Source organism: Novosphingobium sp. 17-62-19 (assembly GCF_002256775.1).
Taxonomy (GTDB): Bacteria; Pseudomonadota; Alphaproteobacteria; order Sphingomonadales; family Sphingomonadaceae; genus Novosphingobium.
This window is the reverse complement of the sequence record NZ_NCII01000011.1, coordinates 1-20109: the sequence shown is the minus strand read 5'-3', so window position 1 is coordinate 20109 and position 20109 is coordinate 1. Positions and strand designations below refer to the sequence as shown.

Here is a 20109-nt window from a genome sequence, read left to right as displayed (position 1 = left end):
TGTGCGCCTAGGTGCATTTAGGTGCATTTAGGTGCAGTTCAGGCAGCACACGCCGCAGAGGTCGTCTCCGACCAGAAAAGATCAGCCATTTCATCAAGATGGCTGAAGTCCAGCGCCGGATCGCGGGTGTTCAGCGGCACCCGCGACCAGTTGCGCGGATCAAGGAAGCGCCGCCGCAAAGCTCGCTGCAAAAGATCAAACCGCATCAGCGCCACGTAGTCCGCCTCGGCCCCTTTGCGCCGATCACGTGACCAATCAGCTTCAATCTGGCCCACGCGCTCGATCACGAGTTCGTTGTAGGCGCGATGCGGGCCGCGATGGAGCGGGAGGCCAATGCGGCGGGCCACCTGCTCGCAAGCGGGGAGGAGTTGGCCGTTGCGGCGGAAGTCATGAATGCCCAGCCGCTCAATCCCCAGTTGCGAAACGAACTGCGTAAGTGCCGCGACATGCAGTATCTGTTGCGGCACCAGATGATGGCGCTGAAGCTGCGGAGAATAGCCTGCCTTTCCGGGAACATTTACGCTCCCGAAGGGCAGCTTTCGCCGCTTGTTTCTTGAAAGATCGAAGCTCAGTCGCACCGGGCAAGGATAAGGCCCTTGTCCTGCACCTCAAGAAAGACTGCTCCCGTTCCGGCAAGAACTGCCTCCGTAGGAATACTTACGGGTCCATGCGCGACCAGCCAGTCAATCAGCCGGATGGCCACGCGCGGCAACTGGGCAATGCCAGTCTCCGTTTGAGATTGGAGTGAAAATTCCTGCTCTATGAAAAAGTTAAGCCCCTCTGTTCGCAATCCACCAGAACTATTGGCATGGAGAGCAACAAAGGCCGGGGCCGGAAAAGGGCCACCCTCAAGCCAAGGGCGCACAGCACGTTCGAACAGGTCCATCCTGATCAAAAGCCGGGCCGGGAGCCACGCAACCGCATTTGCCGGTCCGATTCGCGCAAGATCGATTAGGAGATTGGCCGCAACCCGAATCACCGGCAGCAGTCTTTGCGCGCCCGCAAGATGCGGTCCGGGATACAACGTGAGCGCAGCCATATCCGAAAACCGGGCAAGCTCTGCGCCCACACCGGCTTTGACTTCGGGCAACGGACGTGGCGGCCCGCCAGCAAGGCCGCGAAGATCGAAAGTCAGCCCGTCACGCAGAATTTCTGCCCAACCTTCAAGCACATCTGGTGAATGCGATACGGAAAAAGCCGACCCGCGCATGACTTCCCGCTCAATATCCGCCAGCGTAGGAAGTTTCGGTGGGTCATAGACAAGCGCGGCAAAGGGCGCACAGTCGGCAGACCGGTCACTGGCGTCCACGTAAGTCCCTTTTCACAACGATCCCATCTGCCACATCTGCCAAGTTCCTCGTTTGCCAGAGTCCCTCGTTTGTCAGACTGGCGTCGAGTCTGCCTACAGCAGTAAGCTTCGCGATGGACCATATAGGTGGTGAACGCTTAGAATACGCCTAGTTCAAGACCTTCGGAAATGGCTTGTCCCAGATCGTGACAGCTTTGCAACAACGTGTTTGAAACATGCTTGGGTGCAAGAATTTCCTCGGGAGTCTGCGACTTGGTGCATACTATGATTCCATCGGCAACCCGCCGCAAACGCCAACCTGCAACGATCCGGTCGATCTGTCGTTCCGCACCTGATCCATCCGAACCCGCAGCAATCATTGTTACATAGGGCCGCCCTTCAATCCGGCCCAGCAGCGGATAGTAGCAGCGGTCGAAGAACTCCTTCATCGCGCCAGTCATGTCGGCGAGATTTTCCGGGCAGCAGAACAGGTAACCAGCAGCGGACAGCAAATCGTCGGGCATGGCTTCATCGGCAGACAGGATTCGGCAATGCGCGGCACGGGCGGCACCGTCACGAGCCGCCTCGGCCATAGCCCGCGCAGCGCCGGTGCGACTATGCCATATGATCAACAGCCCCGCTGCCATGCCGTTTCAGCGATCTTCCTTCAACAACCGTCCCCTGTTGGCACGCCCAGCGCCCCGCCAATCGCTCCACCCAACATACCGCCCAAACCCCGTTTCTTGGACTTGCAAGCGGGCCTGGGCTGTTCCCCATCTACCGCTGCACCTGCACCAAACCCGTCCATACCTACAAGGAAGCCCGTGGTCGAGCGGTGGCGGATACGTGCGGTCCATTCAGGCACCCACTTCACTTTCGGATCGGCGGGACGCGGCGGATAGGCGAAGGATTCCTCCGGCCCATAGGCGTGAAGCGTGCCGAACATGAAATCGGGGGCTGCGGCCTTGACCTCGGCGGGCACGGTGCAAGTAGTGGTCTGCGGGGAAAGCACGGTTTTGTCGGTCACCAGCTTTGCCACCGTGGCAGGTGCCATCCAGTCCTGCAGGCCTCCGCCGAATTGGCGACTGGCACTGGACGACCACCAGACCATGTCTGCCATGTCCCCACCCCTGCCCGATTGTTTTCCGCCGATAATCATCGCGTAATAGCCGGTAGCATCGGGCACCGCCCCCCAGCGCAGCAGCGTTGCCCCGCCAGGTTGCAGCGTGTTCGAGGCATTGAGCGGCGCCATGAAATCCTTCGCCAGCGTAAAAGCCATTTCGGGGGAATAGTTTCCTGCGACCCGATGCGTGCCCGGCAGCGCTGAATCCGGTTTTGCAGATTTGCCATCGTCGCCCGGCCAGTAGCCATATGTTTTGCTCGACGATGGCGAGACCCAGCGATCCATCGGCACGGTTGTGGTGAACAGGCCCGGCGGCACCTGCCCTGCCGCAAGCTTGCTGAAATCGATCACGACCGGCTGCCCTTTGGGCGCGTGTTCACCGCAACCCCAGAAGATCAGCATACGGCCCTTCGGTCGCTGAAAATCCTTCTCCTGTGGCTCTGTCCGCTCTCGTGGTGCAGGTTTTGAAGGTTCGGGCGAGCGCAAAAGCACCGATTTTCCGAGCTTTGCCCCCGCAGGCATGAAATGTTCGGCCTTTGGCTTGCCATCGGCAGCAGCTCGGCTGGAGCCGAGATCGAGCCAGAGCATATGCTGCGCTTTGGGAGCGCCACCGAACGCCATGGCCATAGCCGCGCCCATACCGCCGCCGCCGCCCATTCCGCCAAGCCCGGACATGGTTTCAGCCCGCATTTCGTAGCGGGCGATCGGCCCTGCTGCCTGCTGCGCGAACACGCCCGCACCAAGGCCGCACAGGGCCAAACCACTCACCGCCATTTGAACCGTGAACTTGCGCATGACACCATCCTCCTCAACGACGCCAGACGCGAACGGGTCTGGTGCGGAATGATGAAACCTTATGCCCCGGTGACATGTCATTGCGCGTGCGCAAACGCACTGAGGCTACCCTTTTCGCGCGGCCCTTTTCGGAAAGCCCCCGATGCTATAGCGCAACCCCATGATTCCAGTAACAGCGATAACGCATTCTCTTTCCGGCCAAGCCTGGCGCTGGCGCGGCGGAAATATGGACCTTGGCTTCAACAACAGCGGCAGCGGCGCACCGGGCGAGGACATTGTCACCCAACTCCTGCTTTCACGCGGGGTAAGCCATGATGATCTGGAACGGCACCGCCGCCCCACGCTGCGCGATTTCATGCCTGATCCTTCAATCTTCCGAGATATGGACACTGCTGCTGCGCGGCTTTGCGATGCCATAGAAAATGCCGAGCGCATCACCATCTATGGCGACTATGACGTGGACGGCGCGACCAGCGCGGCGCTGCTGGTGCGGCTGCTGCGGTCAGTGGGTGTGAGCGCGGGGCATTACATTCCAGATCGCCTGCTTGAAGGCTATGGCCCATCCGGCGAAGCGCTGGTGCGTTTGGCGCGCGATGGATCGCAACTGATTGTCACGGTGGACTGCGGCGCGATGGCACACGAGGCGCTGGCGATGGCCGCTGCTGAAGGTGTGGATGTGATCGTGGTCGATCACCACAAATGCTCGTCAGACCTTCCTCAGACCGCCGCGCTGGTCAATCCCAACCGGCTGGACGAATGTGATGAGGCAGCATCGCACGGGCATTTGGCAGCGGTTGGCGTCGCGTTCCTGTTGGCGGTGGCGATCGTGCGGGAATTGCGGGCGCGCAAGTGGTTCGAGCGGATGGGGCGCAAGGCTCCCGATCTGATGGCGCTGCTGGATCTGGTGGCGCTGGGGACCGTTGCCGACGTTGCACAACTCAAAGGGCTGAACCGGGCGCTGGTTTCGCAAGGGTTGAAAATCATGGCGCGGCGCGAGAATGTGGGCCTTGCGGCGCTGATTGATGCGAGCCGCCTGAACCGTGCACCGACTTGCAGCGATCTGGGCTTTGCGTTGGGGCCGCGCATCAACGCCGGGGGCCGCGTGGGCGAGGCGACGCTGGGTGTGCGGCTACTGACCACCGAAGACCCGGACGAGGCACGCGATATTGCTGCGCAGCTATCACAGCTGAACGAGGAACGCCGCGCGATTGAACAGGAAGTGCAGGAAGCCGCCGAAGCGCAGGTCGCCTCGCAGCATAACCGTGCGGTGATGGTCGTGGCCGGGCGCGGCTGGCATCCCGGCGTGATCGGCATTGTGGCGGGTCGGATCAAGGAGAAGACCGGCAAGCCCTCGCTGGTGATCGCGCTGGATGCCGACGATGGCGGCAAAGGCAAGGGATCGGGGCGCTCTATCAACGGGGTGGATCTTGGCGCGGCCATCATCGCCGCGCGCGAGGCAGGGCTTCTGGTGGCAGGGGGCGGACACGCGATGGCCTGTGGGCTGACTATAGAGCCTGGGCAGGTCAACGCGCTGGCCGATTGGCTGGACGAACGGCTGGCGCGTGAGATCGTCGGTGCAAGAGCATCGCAGGCACTGCTGCTTGATCTTTCGCTCAGCCCCGGCGGGCTGACGCCCTCACTGGTCGAGACGCTGGAGGTGGCAGGGCCGTTCGGCGTAGGCTGGCCGGGGCCGCGTGTGGCAGTGGGTCCGGTCCGGCTGGTCAAGTGCGATCTGGTTGGCACCGATCACGTGCGCATGGTGGCCGCAGGCGCAGATGGACGCTCGTTCAAGGCCATCGCCTTTCGCGCGGCGCAAAGCGAAATGGGGCAGACGCTGCTCCACGGATCGCGAGGACGGCAATTGTGGCTGGCAGGGCGCGCAAAGATCGTACCCAGCGGCGCAAGCCCAGTGGCCCCTTCGTCTAGCGGTTAGGACGCGGCCCTTTCACGGCTGAAACACGGGTTCGATTCCCGTAGGGGTCACCACTTTCCTCCCTCCTGATGGGACGGAACAAGCGGTGTAGATTACCTGCCAAGGCAGTGCGCAAAATGGCATCAGGCCCCTTCGTCTAGCGGTTAGGACGCGGCCCTCTCACGGCTGAAACACGGGTTCGATTCCCGTAGGGGTCACCAGCCAATCCATCACGAGATCACAGGCTTGGCCTATTGTCCGCGCAGCGTTGTTCTGCGCGCATACCGCCAGTCGATCCCTGCGCGATTCGGGCGGCCTCTTGGTTGATGAGCAAATTCCTGCCCAAAAATCGCACTTCAATCCCGAAGATAAATCTCAGCCGACATTCCATTTCAGTTATCTCACAAACAACTGACATCGTGGTTTAATTTTAGTAATTAAGAAATTGTTAGCTCACTTTGGTTAACCACTGTCATCGGCCAAAACTAAGGGGAAATACTAAGTGCTTTAGCGTTTGGTAACCACGCAGACCTACTGCTGCGGATATGACAAACGCCTGCACAAAATTCGCCCTTGCATCGCTTGCTGCCACGTCGGCCCTTGCCGCGACACACGCACAAGCTGCCGGGGTCACCGCTGGAACATTGATCCAGAATACCGCATCTGCCAGCTATGGCAGCGGCAGCGCCACCACCACGGTTACTTCGAACACCGTTTCGATCCGCGTGGATGAACTGCTTGATGTCGCAGTCAGTTCGCTCGATTCCGGCGCAGTTCCGGTTAGCAGCACGGCAGTGCTCACCTACCGGCTCGACAACACCGGGAATGGTGCAGAGGCATTCTCGATCACGGTATCGCCTGCTGTCACCGGCAATGGGTTTGACGCCGAAATCCAGTCCATCGCGATCGATGCCAACAACAACGGCACGTATGAACCGGGCGTGGACACGGTCATCACCAATGGCGGATCGACGGCAGAACTTGCCGCCGATGCCAACACGCGCATCTTCGTAGTCGTATCGCAGCCTTCGGGCACGGCGGATGGCGCTGCGGGGCAAGTCCGCGTGACTGCGCAGGCACTGACCGGCGCTGGCGCACCCGGCACCAGCTTTGCGGGGCAAGGCCAGGGCGGCGGCGATGCCGTGGTCGGCGCAACCACAGCCAATGCCAATGCGCTCGGCTCGCTGATTGCCAGTTCGGCCAGCGTGGCACTGGTGAAGTCCTACACTGTGGCCGATCCGTTTGGCGGGACCAAGCCGGTTCCGGGCGCGGTGGTGACATTCACCATTGCAGCCACGGCAACCGGCACTGGCTCCGTCAATGACCTGCACATCACCGACGCCATTCCTGCGGGCACGACTTACATTGCCAACTCGGCCACGCTGGGCGGCACTGCGCTGACTGACGCAGCAGACAGCGATGCGGGCGTTGCCTCCTCTTCCGGCATCGATGTGACCATTGGCACGCTTGCGGGCGGGGCCAGCAGCGCGGTCACTTTCCAGACCACGATCAATTGATCCGCAGCACCTGCACAGAAATCGGGACAAGAACATGATCAGGCTCAGCACAGCATTCATGGCCCTCGCCCTGGCGGTATCGCCGGCGATGGCGCAACAGCAAACTCCAAGCGTCGCGCTCGAAGGCGATGTGAAGCTCGAAAAGAGCGTCACGGCCAATGGCGGCACGAAGATCGTGCTGGAAGACCCACAAGTGGTGGTCCCCGGCGACAGGCTGCTGTTCTCAACGAAATACGCCAACAAGGGCAGCAAGCCAGCCGACAATTTCGTTGTGACCAACCCGGTGCCCAAGGCCGTGCGCGTGGCCGATGACAGTGCAGCAAGCCTGCAAGTCTCGGTCGATGGCGGCAAGGCTTACGGTTCGTTGGCTACGCTTACCGTCAAGGATGCCAGCGGTGCGGCGCGCCCGGCCTTGGCCGACGACATCACCCATATCCGCTGGACCGTGCCAGTCATCGCTCCGGGGGGGAGCGGCACGGTCGAGTATCACGCCATCGTTCGCTGAAAGCTCTGCGAAAGACCGCCCGGCCTGCTGGCGGTGATTTGAGCAGGCAGTTTTGAACAGGGATCGTTACCATGAAAAGCACCAGCAAGATGCTGGGCGCGACCAGTGCGCTTGCGCTGTTCGCGTTCGGCGCAACAAACGCGCACGCCGCCGGCACCACTGCAGGCGACTTGATCACCAACACCGCCACCATCAGCTATCAGGTTGGTGGCATCGACCAGAATGACGAGACGGCCAGCGACACGCTGACGGTTGACCGCAAGATCAACCTGACCGTGGCTGAAGTTGGCACTGCCACCACGATCGTGACACCGGGTTCCACCTCGCAGGTTACGACCTTTACCGTGACCAACAACTCGAACGCGCCACTCGACTTCGCACTGGACGCCCTGCAGCAGAGCGGTGGCACCGCTGCGCATGGCGGGACGGACAGCTTCACGGCAACCAACGTGCGGATCTACCTCGACAACGGCGACAACACGTTTGACTCCGGTTCGGACACGCTGGTCACCTTCCTTGACGAAGTGGCCGCCGATGCAACCCGCCGCGTGTTTGTGGTAAGCGACATTCCGCTTGGCCTGGCCAATGCTTCGGTCGCAGGCGTTGCCCTGCTTGCAACAGGACGTGAAGCCGGAACTGCCGCCTCGCAGGGTGCGGCTTTGGTCCAGACCACAGGTGGCAACACCGCTGGTATGGACACCGTGTTTGCAGACGTTACCGCAGGCACCGACGACGGCGAGCGCGATGCCGCTCACTCCGCTCGCGATGACTACACGGTTGCCACGGCCACGCTGACCGTCGCCAAGACCAGCCGCATCGTTTCGGACCCGGTCAACGGCGCCACCAATCCCAAGATGATCCCCGGTGCAACGGTCGAATATTGCATCGCGGTTTCCAACGCGAGCGGTGCATCTGATGCTGCTGCAATCACCGTAAACGACCCTCTGCCGACCACCGTCACCTACGACGGGTCGTTCGGGGTGAAGGTTGACGGCACCGTTGATGGGAGCGGCGTTTGCCTTGCTGACGGGGCCACCGCCGGCAGCGAAACCGGCGGCACGGTTTCCGGCACGATCGCGACGCTTTCGGGCGGTGCGACCAAGACCGTCCTGTTCCACGCGACGATCAACTGACGAGATTGCCGGTCCCGCCCGCGTGGTGGGACCGGCACCTCCCTGCACCATGTTCTCCTTCAGACCTTCCACCTTCAGACACTGGCTTTCGGACTTGCTGGCCGCGATCTTGCTGACTGCCCCTTGCGCCACCACCGCGCAGGAGACGATCACCAACACCGCAACCGCGAACTGGACGGATCGCGGCCAGGCCGTGACGGCCACGTCCAACACCGTGTCGTTCCCGGTCGAAGTGGCCATCGCCCAATTGCAGACGCTGCGCTATGTGCCGGACGGATCAAGCACGATCACGCTGGCCACGCCTACGTGCGGTGAAGGTAGCATGATGCTGTCGGGCAACCGCGCAGCCATCACGCTCAGCGGCTCGCTCCAGCCTTCCGACAGCTTCCGCATTGGCGAACTGCTCTACGTGCGGATCACGGCGCCGTCGGCCAATCGTTCGGCCACGGAAATCGACCATCTGCAGATCAAGACAGTGACATCGTCAGGCGACGAAGAACTGATGACGATTGCCGAGACCGGGGCGAACACCGGTGAATTCCTTGCAGCAATTGCAACTACCGCCATTCCCCCAAGCCCGACCAGGCGCGATTGCCAGTTGAGCGTCCACGACGGTGATTCCATCACGGTCGAGATCGCTGACAGCACCATCCCGTTGGGAACCCAGCCGGTAAGCAGCGTTCAGGTGCTGGCCGACCCTTATGGCCTCGTCTTTGACAGTGCCGACGGCACGCCCATTGATGGCGTGACGATCACCCTGATCGATGACGCAACCGGCCAGCCCGCCCAGGTTTTTGCCGACGATGGCTTTACGGGGTGGCCCTCAACCGTGGTGACAGGGCAAGCCGTGACCGACGCTTCGGGCACTGTGCATCCCATGCCGGTGGGCGAATACCGCTTCCCGCTGGCTGCCTTGGGCCGCTATCGCCTGCGCGTGGTTCCGCCCGGTGGCTTTGTCGTGCCCTCTACAGTGCCGCTGGAAAATCTGCGGGCAATTGTGCGCCCCGAAGGCGATCTTGTTGAATTGAGCGATGCCTCGTTCGGCGGCGTGGTGACGCTGGATTCTCCCAATCCCGTGCGTGTCGATATTCCGATGGATTCGCCCAGCGTCGCGGCTTCGGTCACCAAGGTAGCCTCGCGCGAAGTCATCAATCCGGGTGATCCGGTGATCTTCACGGTGCTTGCCAGCAATCCCAACGCCAAGCGCGCACTGTTCAACGTCTCGCTGAAGGACACACCTTCGCGCTGGCTGCGTTTTGTGCCGAAGTCTGTCCGCGTCAACGGCCAGAGCGCCGAAGCTGCCGTCCAGTTTGCCGATGATGGTCGGTTGATGACGATTGCGCTTGGCCGGATCGCCGCTGGTGAAACCGCAAAAATCACTTACGCCATGACGGCCCGCCCCGACGCCCCGGCTGGAGAAGCGACCAACATCGTGCAGCTTTCCGACGAACGCGGCCAGACCAGCACGGCGCAGGCACGCGTGCGGATCGAGGACGAGGTTCTGGCCAGCCGGATGACTCTGATTGGCCGGGTGACTGCTGGCGAGTGCAACGTGCGCGAAAGCCGCGTCGGAATTCCGGGCGTGCGGGTAATGCTGGAAGATGGCAGCTTTGCTATCACCGATATCGATGGCCGCTATCACTTCGAAGGTCTGGTGCCCGGAACCCACGTGGTTCAGGTAGCCGAGCAGACCCTGCCCGAAGGTGGCCGCTTCATCGACTGCGCCAATTCCACGCGCAGCGCCGGGAACACGACCTCGCGCTTCGTGACCGGCCAGGGTGGGACGCTTGCCGTGGCAGATTTCAGCGCAGTGCTGCGCGAAGTTGCCTTGGCAGCGCCAATTCCCGCAAAGGCCGACGCAGAAAAGACTGAGCAGGCTGAGGCTGAAAAGCCCGTAGCGGTGCGCGAAGCCGAATTGGAAGACCGCAAGGCGGCGGGCGCTGAAACCAACTGGCTGGCAATGGGCGATGGCCCCACCGATTTTCTGTTCCCCACGGCGGACCACAACCCGCGCTCGCCCGCAATCCGCATTGCCATCCGCCACCGCAAGGGTGAGACGGTTGACCTGAAGATCAACGGCAAGCCCGTCGATCCGATCGCGTTCGATGGCGCAAGCGCTGCACCGCAGGGCTACGCCGTCAGCGTCTGGCGCGGCGTCCCGCTTGATGGGGAGGCCTCGACGCTGTCTGCCACCGTCCGCAGCGCCGATGGCAAGGAAACCGCACAACTCAAGCGCGACGTCCATTTCGTGCAGGTTCCCGCCCGTGTGGAACTGATCCGCGAAAAATCGCAGCTTGTCGCCGATGGAACGACCCGTCCGATGCTGGCGATCCGCGTGACCGACCGCAATGGCCGTCCGGTCCATGCCGGGATCACGGGCGAATTCACGCTCAACCAGCCCTATGAAAGCGCGCTGGCCATCGACGCCATGCAATCGCGCACGCTGTCCGGGTTGGACCGCGCCGCACCGACCTTTGTGGTCAAGGGTGATGATGGCATTGCCTATGTTGAACTGGCCCCGACCATGGTCAGTGGTCCCTTGCGCGCCGAGTTCCTGTTCAAGGACCAGACCATCACCCGCCGCCAGACGCTGGAAAGCTGGATTGCGCCGGGCGACCAGAAATGGACGCTGGTCGGCCTCGCAGAAGCCGCCAGCGGCAAAAGCTCCATCGCCAAGCAGATGCAGCGTGATGGCCGCTTTGACAGCGATCTGGGCAATAATGCTCGCGTAGCTTTCTATGCCAAGGGCCGCGTGCTGGGCAAATTCCTGCTGACCGCCAGCTACGACAGCGCCAAGCAGAAGGACCAGCAGCGATTGCTCGGCGCGATCGATCCAAAAGCTTACTACACCGTGTTCGCAGATGGTTCGAGCCGCCGCTTCGACGCCGCCAGCCGCGAAAAGCTGTACATCCGGCTCGAAGCACGCGCGTTTTACGCAATCTACGGTGATTTCGTGACGGCGTTCGACCAAACCGTTCTGGCCCGCTATCAACGCACCGTTACCGGCGCTGCGGCTGAGGGCGCTTTCGGCGCGCTGCACGTACAGGGCTTTGCCGCCCGCACGGGCGACACGCACCGCCGTGACGAGATCCAGGGCGGCGGCATTTCCGGCCCTTATCGCCTCACCAGCCGTCGCATCATCGCCAATAGCGAGATCGTGACGCTGCAGGTGCGCGACCGCTTCCGGTCCGAAGTCATCGTCGATACCAAGACGCTCCAGCGTTTCATCGACTACGACATCGACCTGCTGACCGGCACGATAATCTTCCGGGCCCCGGTACTGAGCCGCGACGAAAACCTCAACCCGCGCTTCATCATCGTGGACTATGAGATCGAGCAGGCAACCGGCGGCGAGATCAACGCAGGCCTGCGTGCTGACGTGACTACGCTGGGCGGCGCGCTGCGCATCGGCGCAACCGCCATCACCGATACCGGCGCAAACAACGGTGCCCGGTCTGACCTTGCCGCCATCGATGTGAAGGCTGCGCTGGGCCAAGGCACCGAACTGCGCGCAGAAGCCGCAATCAGCCGCCTCGCCGGTGCGCATGACAACGCATGGATCGCCGAAATCGAGCATCATGATGGCGCGCTTGACGCCCTCGCCTACATCCGCTCTGCCGGCAGCCGCTTTGGCCTTGGCCAGCTCAACAATGCCGAACGTGGCCGCCGCAAGGTTGGCGTGGATGGCCGTTACCGGTTGAGCGAAGCTTTCGCCATCACCGCCAGCACGTGGTTCGATGACAGCCTCACCGATGCAGCCCAGCGCAAGGCCGCCGAGATCAACAGCGTGTGGCGCAGCCGCGATACCGAAGGCCGCCTTGGGCTTGCGATGTTCGACGACCGTCTGGCCGATGGCCGCACCGCCCGCACCACCACGGTCGAGGCTGGCGCAACCAGGCATTTTCTCGACAACCGCCTTGAGATCAACGGCGCAGCCAGTGTTGCACTTGGCGCGGCTGAGAGCATCGACCTGCCCTCTCGCTATCGCGTTGGCGCAGCCTATGCCTTCACGCCTTCGATCAAGCTTCTCGGCACCTACGAGCGTGCCAGCGGCAAGGCTGTCTCTGCCGATACCGTGCAGGCAGGGTTCGAGGTCGGCCCGTGGGACGGCGCGCGCGCAGTGACCTCGCTTGGCCAACAAACGCTCAGCGAATATGGCAAGCGCAGCTTCGCCGCGTTCGGCCTCACCCAGTCGCTGCCGATCACACCCTCGCTCACCATCGATGCCACGGTTGACCATTCAACCACGCTTGCCGGGATCGACGCGAGCCGGATCATCAACATCGACCAACCTGCTTCGAGCGGCGGCAACCTCGGCGATGCCGGGACGATTGCCGAAGACTTCACCGCCATAACCTTTGGCGCAACCTGGCGGCGGGACCGCTGGAGCGTGACGGGCCGTGGCGAAATGCGCAATGGCCAGTTGACCGACCGCAAGGGCGTCGTGCTCGGTGCAATCCGCCAGCTTGGCGAAGGCAGCATGGCAGGCGCAGGCTTCACCATGACCCGCGCACAGGACCAGAACGGCCAGCGCAGCCAGATTTTCGACGCCGCACTCTCGCTCGCCCACCGCCCGGCGGACAGCGCGCTCGCGATCCTGTCAAAGCTGGAACTGCGCAGTGACGAAATTCAAAACGGCACCGCTATCGGCTCGCGCACCGCACTGCTCGGCGGCACCGATGCCAAATCCACGCGCATGATGGCCAGTGCCTCGTTCAACTGGTCGCCCCGCAGCGAAGACGCGCAGCGCACCGAAATCGGCCTGTTCACCGCGGTGCGGCACACCTTCGATGCCTTTGAAGGCTATGACCTTGAAGGCACGTCGCTGATCAGTGGTCTTGATGGTCGCATCGGACTCGGCAAATCGGTCGAAATTGGCGCAGTTGTCACCGTGCGTCACGATCTGACTTCGGGCACTACGCACTTTGCAATCGGCCCGCAGATCGGCGTGAGCCTCGTCAAGGATACGCTTATCACCGTGGGCTACAACCTGACGGGCTATCGCGATCCCGATTTCATCGCGGCGCGGCAGACGACCGCGGGCCTGTTTGTTGCCATGCGCATGAAGTTTGACAGCAACAGTCTCGGCTTTCTGGGGCTGCGGCAGTGATCGGAGGCCGCAACTGGAGTAGATGGGTGCATATCGGCACAAGGTTTCCGAAGCATCTGGGCCGGGCGCTGCTCGGCCTATGCAGCCTTGCAGCGGCATCAGGCCCTGCCCATGCGCAGTTCCGCTCGCTTGAAAACCCATCGTTTGAAGCCAACGATCCGGCTGGCCCCGGATCGCCCAATTATGAAATCATGTCGATTGATCTGGTACCAGGGTGGGATACCACGACCGATGAAATCGAACTGTGGGACACCAATTTCAATGGCGTTCCAGCCTATGACGGCAATGTCTTTGCCGAAATGAACGCCAATGTGAACGGCACATTTTTCCAGAACATCTGCCTCGTCAATGGCGAGCCGATTGGCTGGACATTCGCCCATCGTGCCCGCGAAGGTGGCGCAAGTACGCAAACGGTTCGGTTTCAGGTGGCCAACGGCAGCGGCGGTGTGATCCAAACTCTGGCTACACAAAGCTCGCGAACCAACAACCTGCGGTGGAATGTCAACACCGGCACGGCAACCTATACCGGTTCCACCGGTATGCAGCGGGTGCAGTTCAACACCACCGATCCGGGTTCGTTCGGCAACTTTCTCGACGCGATCCAGCTGACTCTTCGTCCGTTCATCCAGCTTTCCATCGGAAGCAGCTCGGGCAGCGAATCCGTGCCTTCGTCCAACATTGCAACGCTGCTGGTCACCGGGCGCGCGACCAGTGCCATCAGTGTCACCATGACCATCACCGGCGGCACGGCCACGCGCGGCACCGACTATACAACGCCCGGCGGCGGATCGACCTTCACCGTCACGGTCCCGGCTGGAACGTACAACAATACCGCGATCCCGCTCGGCATCACGATTGTCGATGACAACGCGATCGAGAGCAACGAGACAATCACCTACTCGCTCTCCACAGGCACCGGTTACACGCGTGGCCACACCACCATCTGCGGCGGCACAACGCAAACGGCCGGAACGTACACCATCGTCGACAATGACTCTCGCGTTACCCTGCGCAAGCAGTGGGCAAACGCTGTGGTCGGGGATGATGCAAACGTCACGCTTTCGCGCAGCGCTACCGTCATTGATACGCTGGTCTCAGACGCTGGCACGGCGAACCAGCTAGATACCGATGGATCGCCCACCCCCGTGGTGATTGGCGAGACGCTAACACTTGCCGAGATCATGGCGGGCACGAATACAGGCCGCTACAATGGTGCGGTGGCTTGCACCGGCGCGGCTGACACCAATCTGGCAGACGGGCTGACCATCGGGAATGGCGAAACGGCGATTGTCTGTACATATACCAACACCCGAATACTGCCATTGGTGGTCAGCAAGACATCGACGATCCTGTCAGACGGGATAAGCAGTACCGGGCCAAAGGCGCTGCCGGGCGCGACCGTGCGATACTGTATCCTTGTCACCAACCCCGGAACGTTGGCAGCCAATGACGTTTACGTAACCGACACGCTGCCCTCGTCGCTCACCTATCTGGCGGGCACCGCCCGGTCTGGCACCACTTGCGCCGCAGCCACGACGGTTGAGGACGACAATGCCACCGGCATCGATGAGGCTGACCCGATCGGCATTTCATTTTCCGGTACCACGCTGACCGGCCATGCGGCCAGCCTTGCCAGCGGGGCAAGTTTTGCCATGATCTTCAACGCGTTAGTGAACTAGCCCTACCATCTGGGCGAATGCGTCAAAAGACGGATCAATTGTGACACAGGCCGCAGGCTGCTTGCGCGCCCCATCACCCCTCGCCTATTCGCAGTGCAACAACGCCGAAACACCGTTCGGCGATTCGCAGGCACAGGCAATCCATACGGCGTGATTCGATGAAGGGCTTGTCGTTGCCAATTCCCAGCATCATCGTGGCGCTTTGCGCTGCAATAGTCATGTATCTGGGCGGTTCGGGCTTCTGGATGTCGCTGGCGATCCTGCTCGTCTGGCTCGCAACGCTTTGGCTGGCGCGGCCTGAACCCACAGTTCAAACCATCGACCGCGACGATGGCAGCGTTTCTCGCCAAGCCATGATCGAACTGGTCGAACCCTTCGGCCTGCCCGTCCTGATGCTCGATGGGCAACGCATTGCCGCAGCCAACGCTGCCGCACGCGAGGAACTGGGCGCGCACATCATCGGGCAGGACGCACGCGTGGCGCTGCGTCATCCCGAAGCTATCGGGCTGCTGCAAAAGCCGCAGGGCCGTGCGCTGGTGCGTGGCCTCACTGGCGCGCGCAGCATCTGGCAGGTCAGCCGCGTTCCCATCGACGAACGGTTCTCGCTAATCGAGATGGTCAATCGCACTGCCGAGGCTGACATCAGCCGCGCCCACACCGATTTCGTGGCCAATGCCAGCCACGAACTGCGCACCCCTCTTTCATCAATCATCGGCTATATCGAAACACTGGCCGACCCTGACGCCAAGGTGGACGAGGCCACAGCTGCCCGGTTCCACGCTACCGTCCTGCGCGAATCACGCCGTCTGCAAAGTCTGGTCGAAGACCTGATGTCACTCTCGCGCATCGAGGCTGAAAAGCACGAGCTTCCGCGTGACCGCATCGATCTTGGCCAGATGGTCGGTACTATTGCCAGCGAAACCGCCATGACGATGGGTGAACAGCGCCTCGCCATCGACACCACGCAGGCGATTGTCATGGGGGACCGTCAGCAACTCGACCAGCTTGTCCGCAACCTCATCGATAACGCCTTCAAATATGGTGATCCGGTGCAGCCGGTAACGGTGAAAATCACCGTCCACGGCGGCGAGGCTGAATTGGTGGTGGCCGACAAGGGTGAAGGCATTCACCCCGATCACTTGCCGTATCTTACCCGCCGGTTCTATCGCACCGACCCCGGCCGCAGCCGGGCAGCAGGCGGCACAGGCCTAGGCCTCGCTATCGTGAAGCATATTGTCGAACGGCATCGCGGCAAGCTCGATATCGCCAGCACGCAAGGGATTGGCACCACCGTGACAGTGCGCATTCCACTGGCAGCACCACAGAACGTTGCCGCCGAATCACCATTGTCATAAACTTGTCACGTAGCCGTCGCATTGGCCAGCCTGCCCACTTGGACGAAGGCTCATGAACATGACGACGATTCGCAACATTGCCCTTTCCGCTGCCGCGCTTTCGGCGCTCGCTCTTGCCGGGTGCGGTTCGCAGGATGCGGGCACCCGCGATCAGGTGCGCGCCGTCGGGTCTTCCACCGTCTACCCGTTTGCCAAGGCTGTGGCCGAATCGCTCGCGCGGGCCGACCCTTCGCTGAAATCACCGATCATCGAATCGACTGGCACGGGCGCTGGCATGAACCTGTTCTGCGGCGGCGTAGGCGCGCAGTTCCCCGATATCGCCAACGCCTCGCGCCGGATGAAGAAGTCCGAGTTCGAAAGCTGCCAGACGAATGGCGTGAAGGACATTGTTGAAGTCCAGGTCGGCCTTGATGGCGTAGCCTTTGCCGAAGCGCAGGGCGGTGTCGGCATCGCGCTGACGACCGAGGATGTTTACAAGGCGCTCGCCAAGAACCCCTATGGCAAGCCGCAGACCTACAAGACCTGGAAAGACGTCAATCCGTCACTCCCGGCCGAAGCCATCCTTGTTTATGGTCCGCCGTCCACTTCGGGTACGCGTGATGCGCTCAAAGAACTGATCCTTGCCAAGGGCTGCGACGAAAACGCCGAGATGCAAGCGCTGAAGGACAGCGACAAGTCTGCCCACGAAAAGATCTGTACCGAAGTGCGCGATGACGGTGCCTATGTCGACGCGGGCGAGAATGACAACCTGATTGTCCAGAAGATCGAAGCCAATCCCAAGGCCATCGGAGTGTTTGGCTTCTCCTATCTGGAAGAGAACAAGGGTCGCATCAAGGGCCTGACGATGAAGGGGATCGAGCCGACTTATGCCACGATCTCGGACTTCAGCTATCCCGGTGCACGCCCGCTCTACATCTACGTGAAAAAAGCCCATCTGAAAGCAATTCCCGGATTGCAGGCATTTGTCACTGAATGGTCAAAGCTTTGGGGCAAGGGTGGCACTCTTGCCAAGCTCGGAATGGTGGTTGCGCCTGATGACGTGCTTGCAGGAAGCGCCAAGGCTGTTAACGACCTGCCGGTTCTTGATGGTTCGCAATTGAAGTAAGTTAAAGGGAATAACGGGGGTTATGTCGCCAGCCATTCTGCTTCTGCTCGCCTTCGGGCTGAGCCTTTTGGGCTGGCTGGCGGCACGTTCGCGCGCCTGGGCCTTCCGCAAGGCTGCGCCGGGTGTCCGCCTGCATTCCTTGCCCAATTTCCACGGCTGGTATGTCGCGCTGTGGGTCGGCGTGCCCGCTGTACTCTTTGCGGTCCTGTGGAACGCCCTCAGCCCTGCACTGGTCACCGCACACGTTCTTGCCGATCCGGCATCGTCGGTCCTCCCCGCCTTCGGTTTCGAACGCGAAACCCTACTGGCAGAGGCCCGCTCGGTCGCTTCGGGCGCAGCCTTCGGCGTTTTCAACGATGAAGCGCAGGCGCTGGTCGAACCATACCGCACGGCGCTGACGCTCTACAATTCCATCGGCCTTGCCGTCACGCTCCTCGTCGCTTTTGCAGGCGGAGCCTTCGCGTTCCTGCGCCTCAAGCCCGATTTCACCGCCCGCACACGCGTGGAACGCGCAGTCATGGCGCTGCTTATGATCGCCTCGCTGGTCGCCATCCTCACCACTATCGGCATCATCGCCAGCCTTGTGTTCGAAACCGTCCGCTTCTTCGGCATGGTCTCGCCCATCGATTTCCTGTTCGGCACCCACTGGTCGCCCGATCCGATGAGTTCGGGCACGCCCGACGGCAAGGATTATGGCGCAATCCCGCTGTTCTGGGGCACCATCTATATCGGCGCGATCATCGCCATGATCGTCGCCATCCCGCTCGGCTTGATGAGCGCCATTTTCCTCACCCAATACGCCAGCAACAACGTGCGCAAGGTGATGAAGCCGCTGCTCGAAATCCTCGCGGGCGTTCCCACCGTCGTCTACGGCTATTTCGCCGCGTTGACCGTCGCTCCGATGGTGCGCGATGCCGCCCACGCCATAGGCATTTCCAGCGCTTCCACCGAAAGCGCGATTGCCGCAGGCCTTGTCATGGGCATCATGATCATCCCGTTCGTCTCCTCGATGGCCGATGATTCCATTGCCGCGGTCCCACAATCGCTGCGTGATGGCAGCCTTGCAATGGGCGCGACAACGTCTGAAACCATCAGCAAGGTGCTGGTCCCCGCCGCCCTGCCCGGCATCGTCGCAGGCGTCATGCTGGCCATCAGCCGCGCGATTGGTGAAACGATGATCGTGGTCATGGCCGCTGGTGCCTCGGCCAATCTCACTGCCAACCCGTTTGAAAGCATGTGACGCTGAACTTCATCGCCCTGCGCGTGGTCAAGCGTTACCGCGAAGCTTATGACTGAGGCCGCCCAGATGACCTCCGCCACCCCTTCCTTCGAAGAAACACAGGCGCGTCGCCGCGCAATGATGGAACGCGGCCTCGCCAGTCGCAAGAAGGCTGACCGCCGCTTCCGTTGGCTAGGCTTCTTTGCCGTCGCCTTCTCAGCGCTGATGCTCATCCTGCTGCTCGTGAACATGAGTTCGGCTGGCATCGCAGGCTTCCAACGCAGCGAAGTGCGTTTCGATGTGCCGCTGGCAGGCGCCATGCAGATCGACGCCGAACGCCTGACGCAGCCCGATCCGATGGGTGGCCTTGAACTGGCGGGCCTCGAAAAGGTGGTCGACAATGCCGCCAGCAAGGCCCTCGGCCCCGAAGCTGACGATATTCTGGCCAACGGCGCATGGCGTGAAGTGGCCGATCAGTTGATCGAGAACCCCGGCCTGCTCAACGGCACGATCAAGGTCTCGCTCCCCGCCAGTGACGCGCTGGCCCGCGCCATGCGCGGCGACGGGGACCCCGCACAGCAAGTGCTCGCGACCCGGCTCAAGGCCGAAGGCGTGCTGGTGCGCCAGTTCGACAAGGGCTTCCTCAGCCGCTCTGACGCAACCAGCCCGCAATCGGTGGGCATCTGGGGCGCGCTCAAGGGCTCGATGCTGACGATGTTCATCACGCTCGTCCTCGCCTTCCCTGTCGGCGTGCTGTCTGCACTCTACCTTGAGGAATACGCGCCGAAGAATCGCTGGACCGACTGGATCGAAATTTCGATCAACAATCTGGCCGCGGTCCCCTCCATCATCTTCGGTCTGCTCGGCCTAGCCGTGTTCCTCGCCCTGTTCCCGCACTATCGCTCCGCCCCGCTGATCGGCGGCATGACGCTGGCCCTGATGACCATGCCGGTCATCGTCATCTCGGGCCGCAATGCCATCAAGGCCGTGCCACCCTCGATCCGCGATGCCGCCCTCGCCATCGGTGCCAGCAAGGTGCAGGTCGTGTTCAACCACGTCCTCCCGCTCGCCCTTCCCGGCATTCTTACCGGCACGATCATCGGCATGGCCCGTGCGCTGGGTGAAACCGCACCGCTGCTGATGATCGGTATGCGCGCATTCGTCGCCAGCCCGCCATCGGGCTTCACCGCACCGTCCAGCGTCCTGCCGGTGCAGATCTTCCTTTGGTCAGACGAGATCGACCGCGGCTTCGTGGAACGCACCAGCGCCGCAATCGTGGTACTCCTCGTCTTCCTGCTCCTGATGAACGGCCTTGCGATCTACTTGCGCAACCGCTTCGAACAACGGTGGTAAAATGAACGCTGAAGT

13 protein-coding genes, 2 tRNA genes and 1 pseudogene are annotated in these 20109 nt (G+C 61.9%); 12 read left to right on the top strand and 4 right to left on the bottom strand.

The genetic code is table 11. The features are described from left to right. Positions 1-38 precede the first annotated feature (38 nt). From B7X90_RS03135 to B7X90_RS03120, 4 genes are all read right to left on the bottom strand, one after another. Positions 39-578, bottom strand: coding sequence for an AHH domain-containing protein (locus B7X90_RS03135; protein WP_292621584.1), 540 nt, complete (start codon positions 576-578; stop codon positions 39-41). Then, on the bottom strand, positions 569-1309 hold the full coding sequence (locus B7X90_RS03130) for a hypothetical protein (protein WP_292621581.1): 741 nt from the start codon (positions 1307-1309) through the stop codon (positions 569-571). The genes B7X90_RS03135 and B7X90_RS03130 overlap by 10 nt, the downstream gene beginning before the upstream one ends. Before the next feature lie 137 nt (positions 1310-1446). Then, entirely contained in the window at positions 1447-1935 is a 489-nt protein-coding gene (locus B7X90_RS03125; protein WP_292621578.1) for a flavodoxin family protein, read from the bottom strand. 20 nt (positions 1936-1955) lie between these two features. Then, a complete protein-coding gene (locus B7X90_RS03120; RefSeq protein ID WP_292621576.1) occupies positions 1956-3206 on the bottom strand; it encodes a hypothetical protein in 1251 nt (416 codons plus the stop codon). Between the two features lie 160 nt (positions 3207-3366). On the opposite strand from B7X90_RS03120, the gene recJ reads away from it, so the two are divergent. From recJ to pstA, 12 genes and pseudogenes are all read left to right on the top strand, one after another. Continuing rightward, positions 3367-5139, top strand: a complete 1773-nt coding sequence (recJ, locus tag B7X90_RS03115; protein ID WP_292621574.1) for a single-stranded-DNA-specific exonuclease RecJ — start codon at positions 3367-3369, stop codon at positions 5137-5139. Further along, positions 5118-5192, top strand: a tRNA-Glu gene (locus B7X90_RS03110). Before recJ ends, B7X90_RS03110 begins: the two co-directional genes overlap by 22 nt. A gap of 72 nt (positions 5193-5264) precedes the next feature. After that, positions 5265-5339, top strand: a tRNA-Glu gene (locus B7X90_RS03105). Between the two features lie 324 nt (positions 5340-5663). Beyond that, positions 5664-6635 carry a hypothetical protein gene (locus B7X90_RS03100; RefSeq protein ID WP_292621572.1) on the top strand — a complete coding sequence of 324 codons (972 nt, stop codon included), beginning with the start codon at positions 5664-5666 and terminating at the stop codon, positions 6633-6635. A gap of 34 nt (positions 6636-6669) precedes the next feature. Next, a complete protein-coding gene (locus B7X90_RS03095) occupies positions 6670-7140 on the top strand; it encodes a hypothetical protein (RefSeq protein WP_292621571.1) in 471 nt (156 codons plus the stop codon). Between the two features lie 71 nt (positions 7141-7211). Further along, a complete protein-coding gene (locus B7X90_RS03090) occupies positions 7212-8273 on the top strand; it encodes a hypothetical protein (protein ID WP_292621570.1) in 1062 nt (353 codons plus the stop codon). A 49-nt stretch (positions 8274-8322) separates the two neighbouring features. Next, complete coding sequence (locus tag B7X90_RS03085; RefSeq protein WP_292621569.1) at positions 8323-13383, top strand: hypothetical protein; 5061 nt, start codon at positions 8323-8325, stop codon at positions 13381-13383. Between the two features lie 26 nt (positions 13384-13409). Further along, positions 13410-15062, top strand: coding sequence for a hypothetical protein (locus B7X90_RS03080; RefSeq protein ID WP_292621568.1), 1653 nt, complete (start codon positions 13410-13412; stop codon positions 15060-15062). Between the two features lie 173 nt (positions 15063-15235). Continuing rightward, the gene (locus tag B7X90_RS03075; RefSeq protein WP_292621566.1) at positions 15236-16417 is read left to right on the top strand and encodes an ATP-binding protein; all 1182 of its coding nucleotides are present in this window, start codon (positions 15236-15238) and stop codon (positions 16415-16417) included. A 58-nt stretch (positions 16418-16475) separates the two neighbouring features. Continuing rightward, positions 16476-17522 carry a substrate-binding domain-containing protein gene (locus tag B7X90_RS03070; RefSeq protein ID WP_292621565.1) on the top strand — a complete coding sequence of 349 codons (1047 nt, stop codon included), beginning with the start codon at positions 16476-16478 and terminating at the stop codon, positions 17520-17522. Positions 17523-17544: 22 nt separating this feature from the next. Continuing rightward, positions 17545-18818: pseudogene (gene pstC / locus B7X90_RS03065) on the top strand (phosphate ABC transporter permease subunit PstC). A 10-nt stretch (positions 18819-18828) separates the two neighbouring features. Beyond that, a complete protein-coding gene (gene pstA, locus B7X90_RS03060; RefSeq protein ID WP_292621563.1) occupies positions 18829-20094 on the top strand; it encodes a phosphate ABC transporter permease PstA in 1266 nt (421 codons plus the stop codon). The last annotated feature ends 15 nt before the right edge of the window (positions 20095-20109 follow it).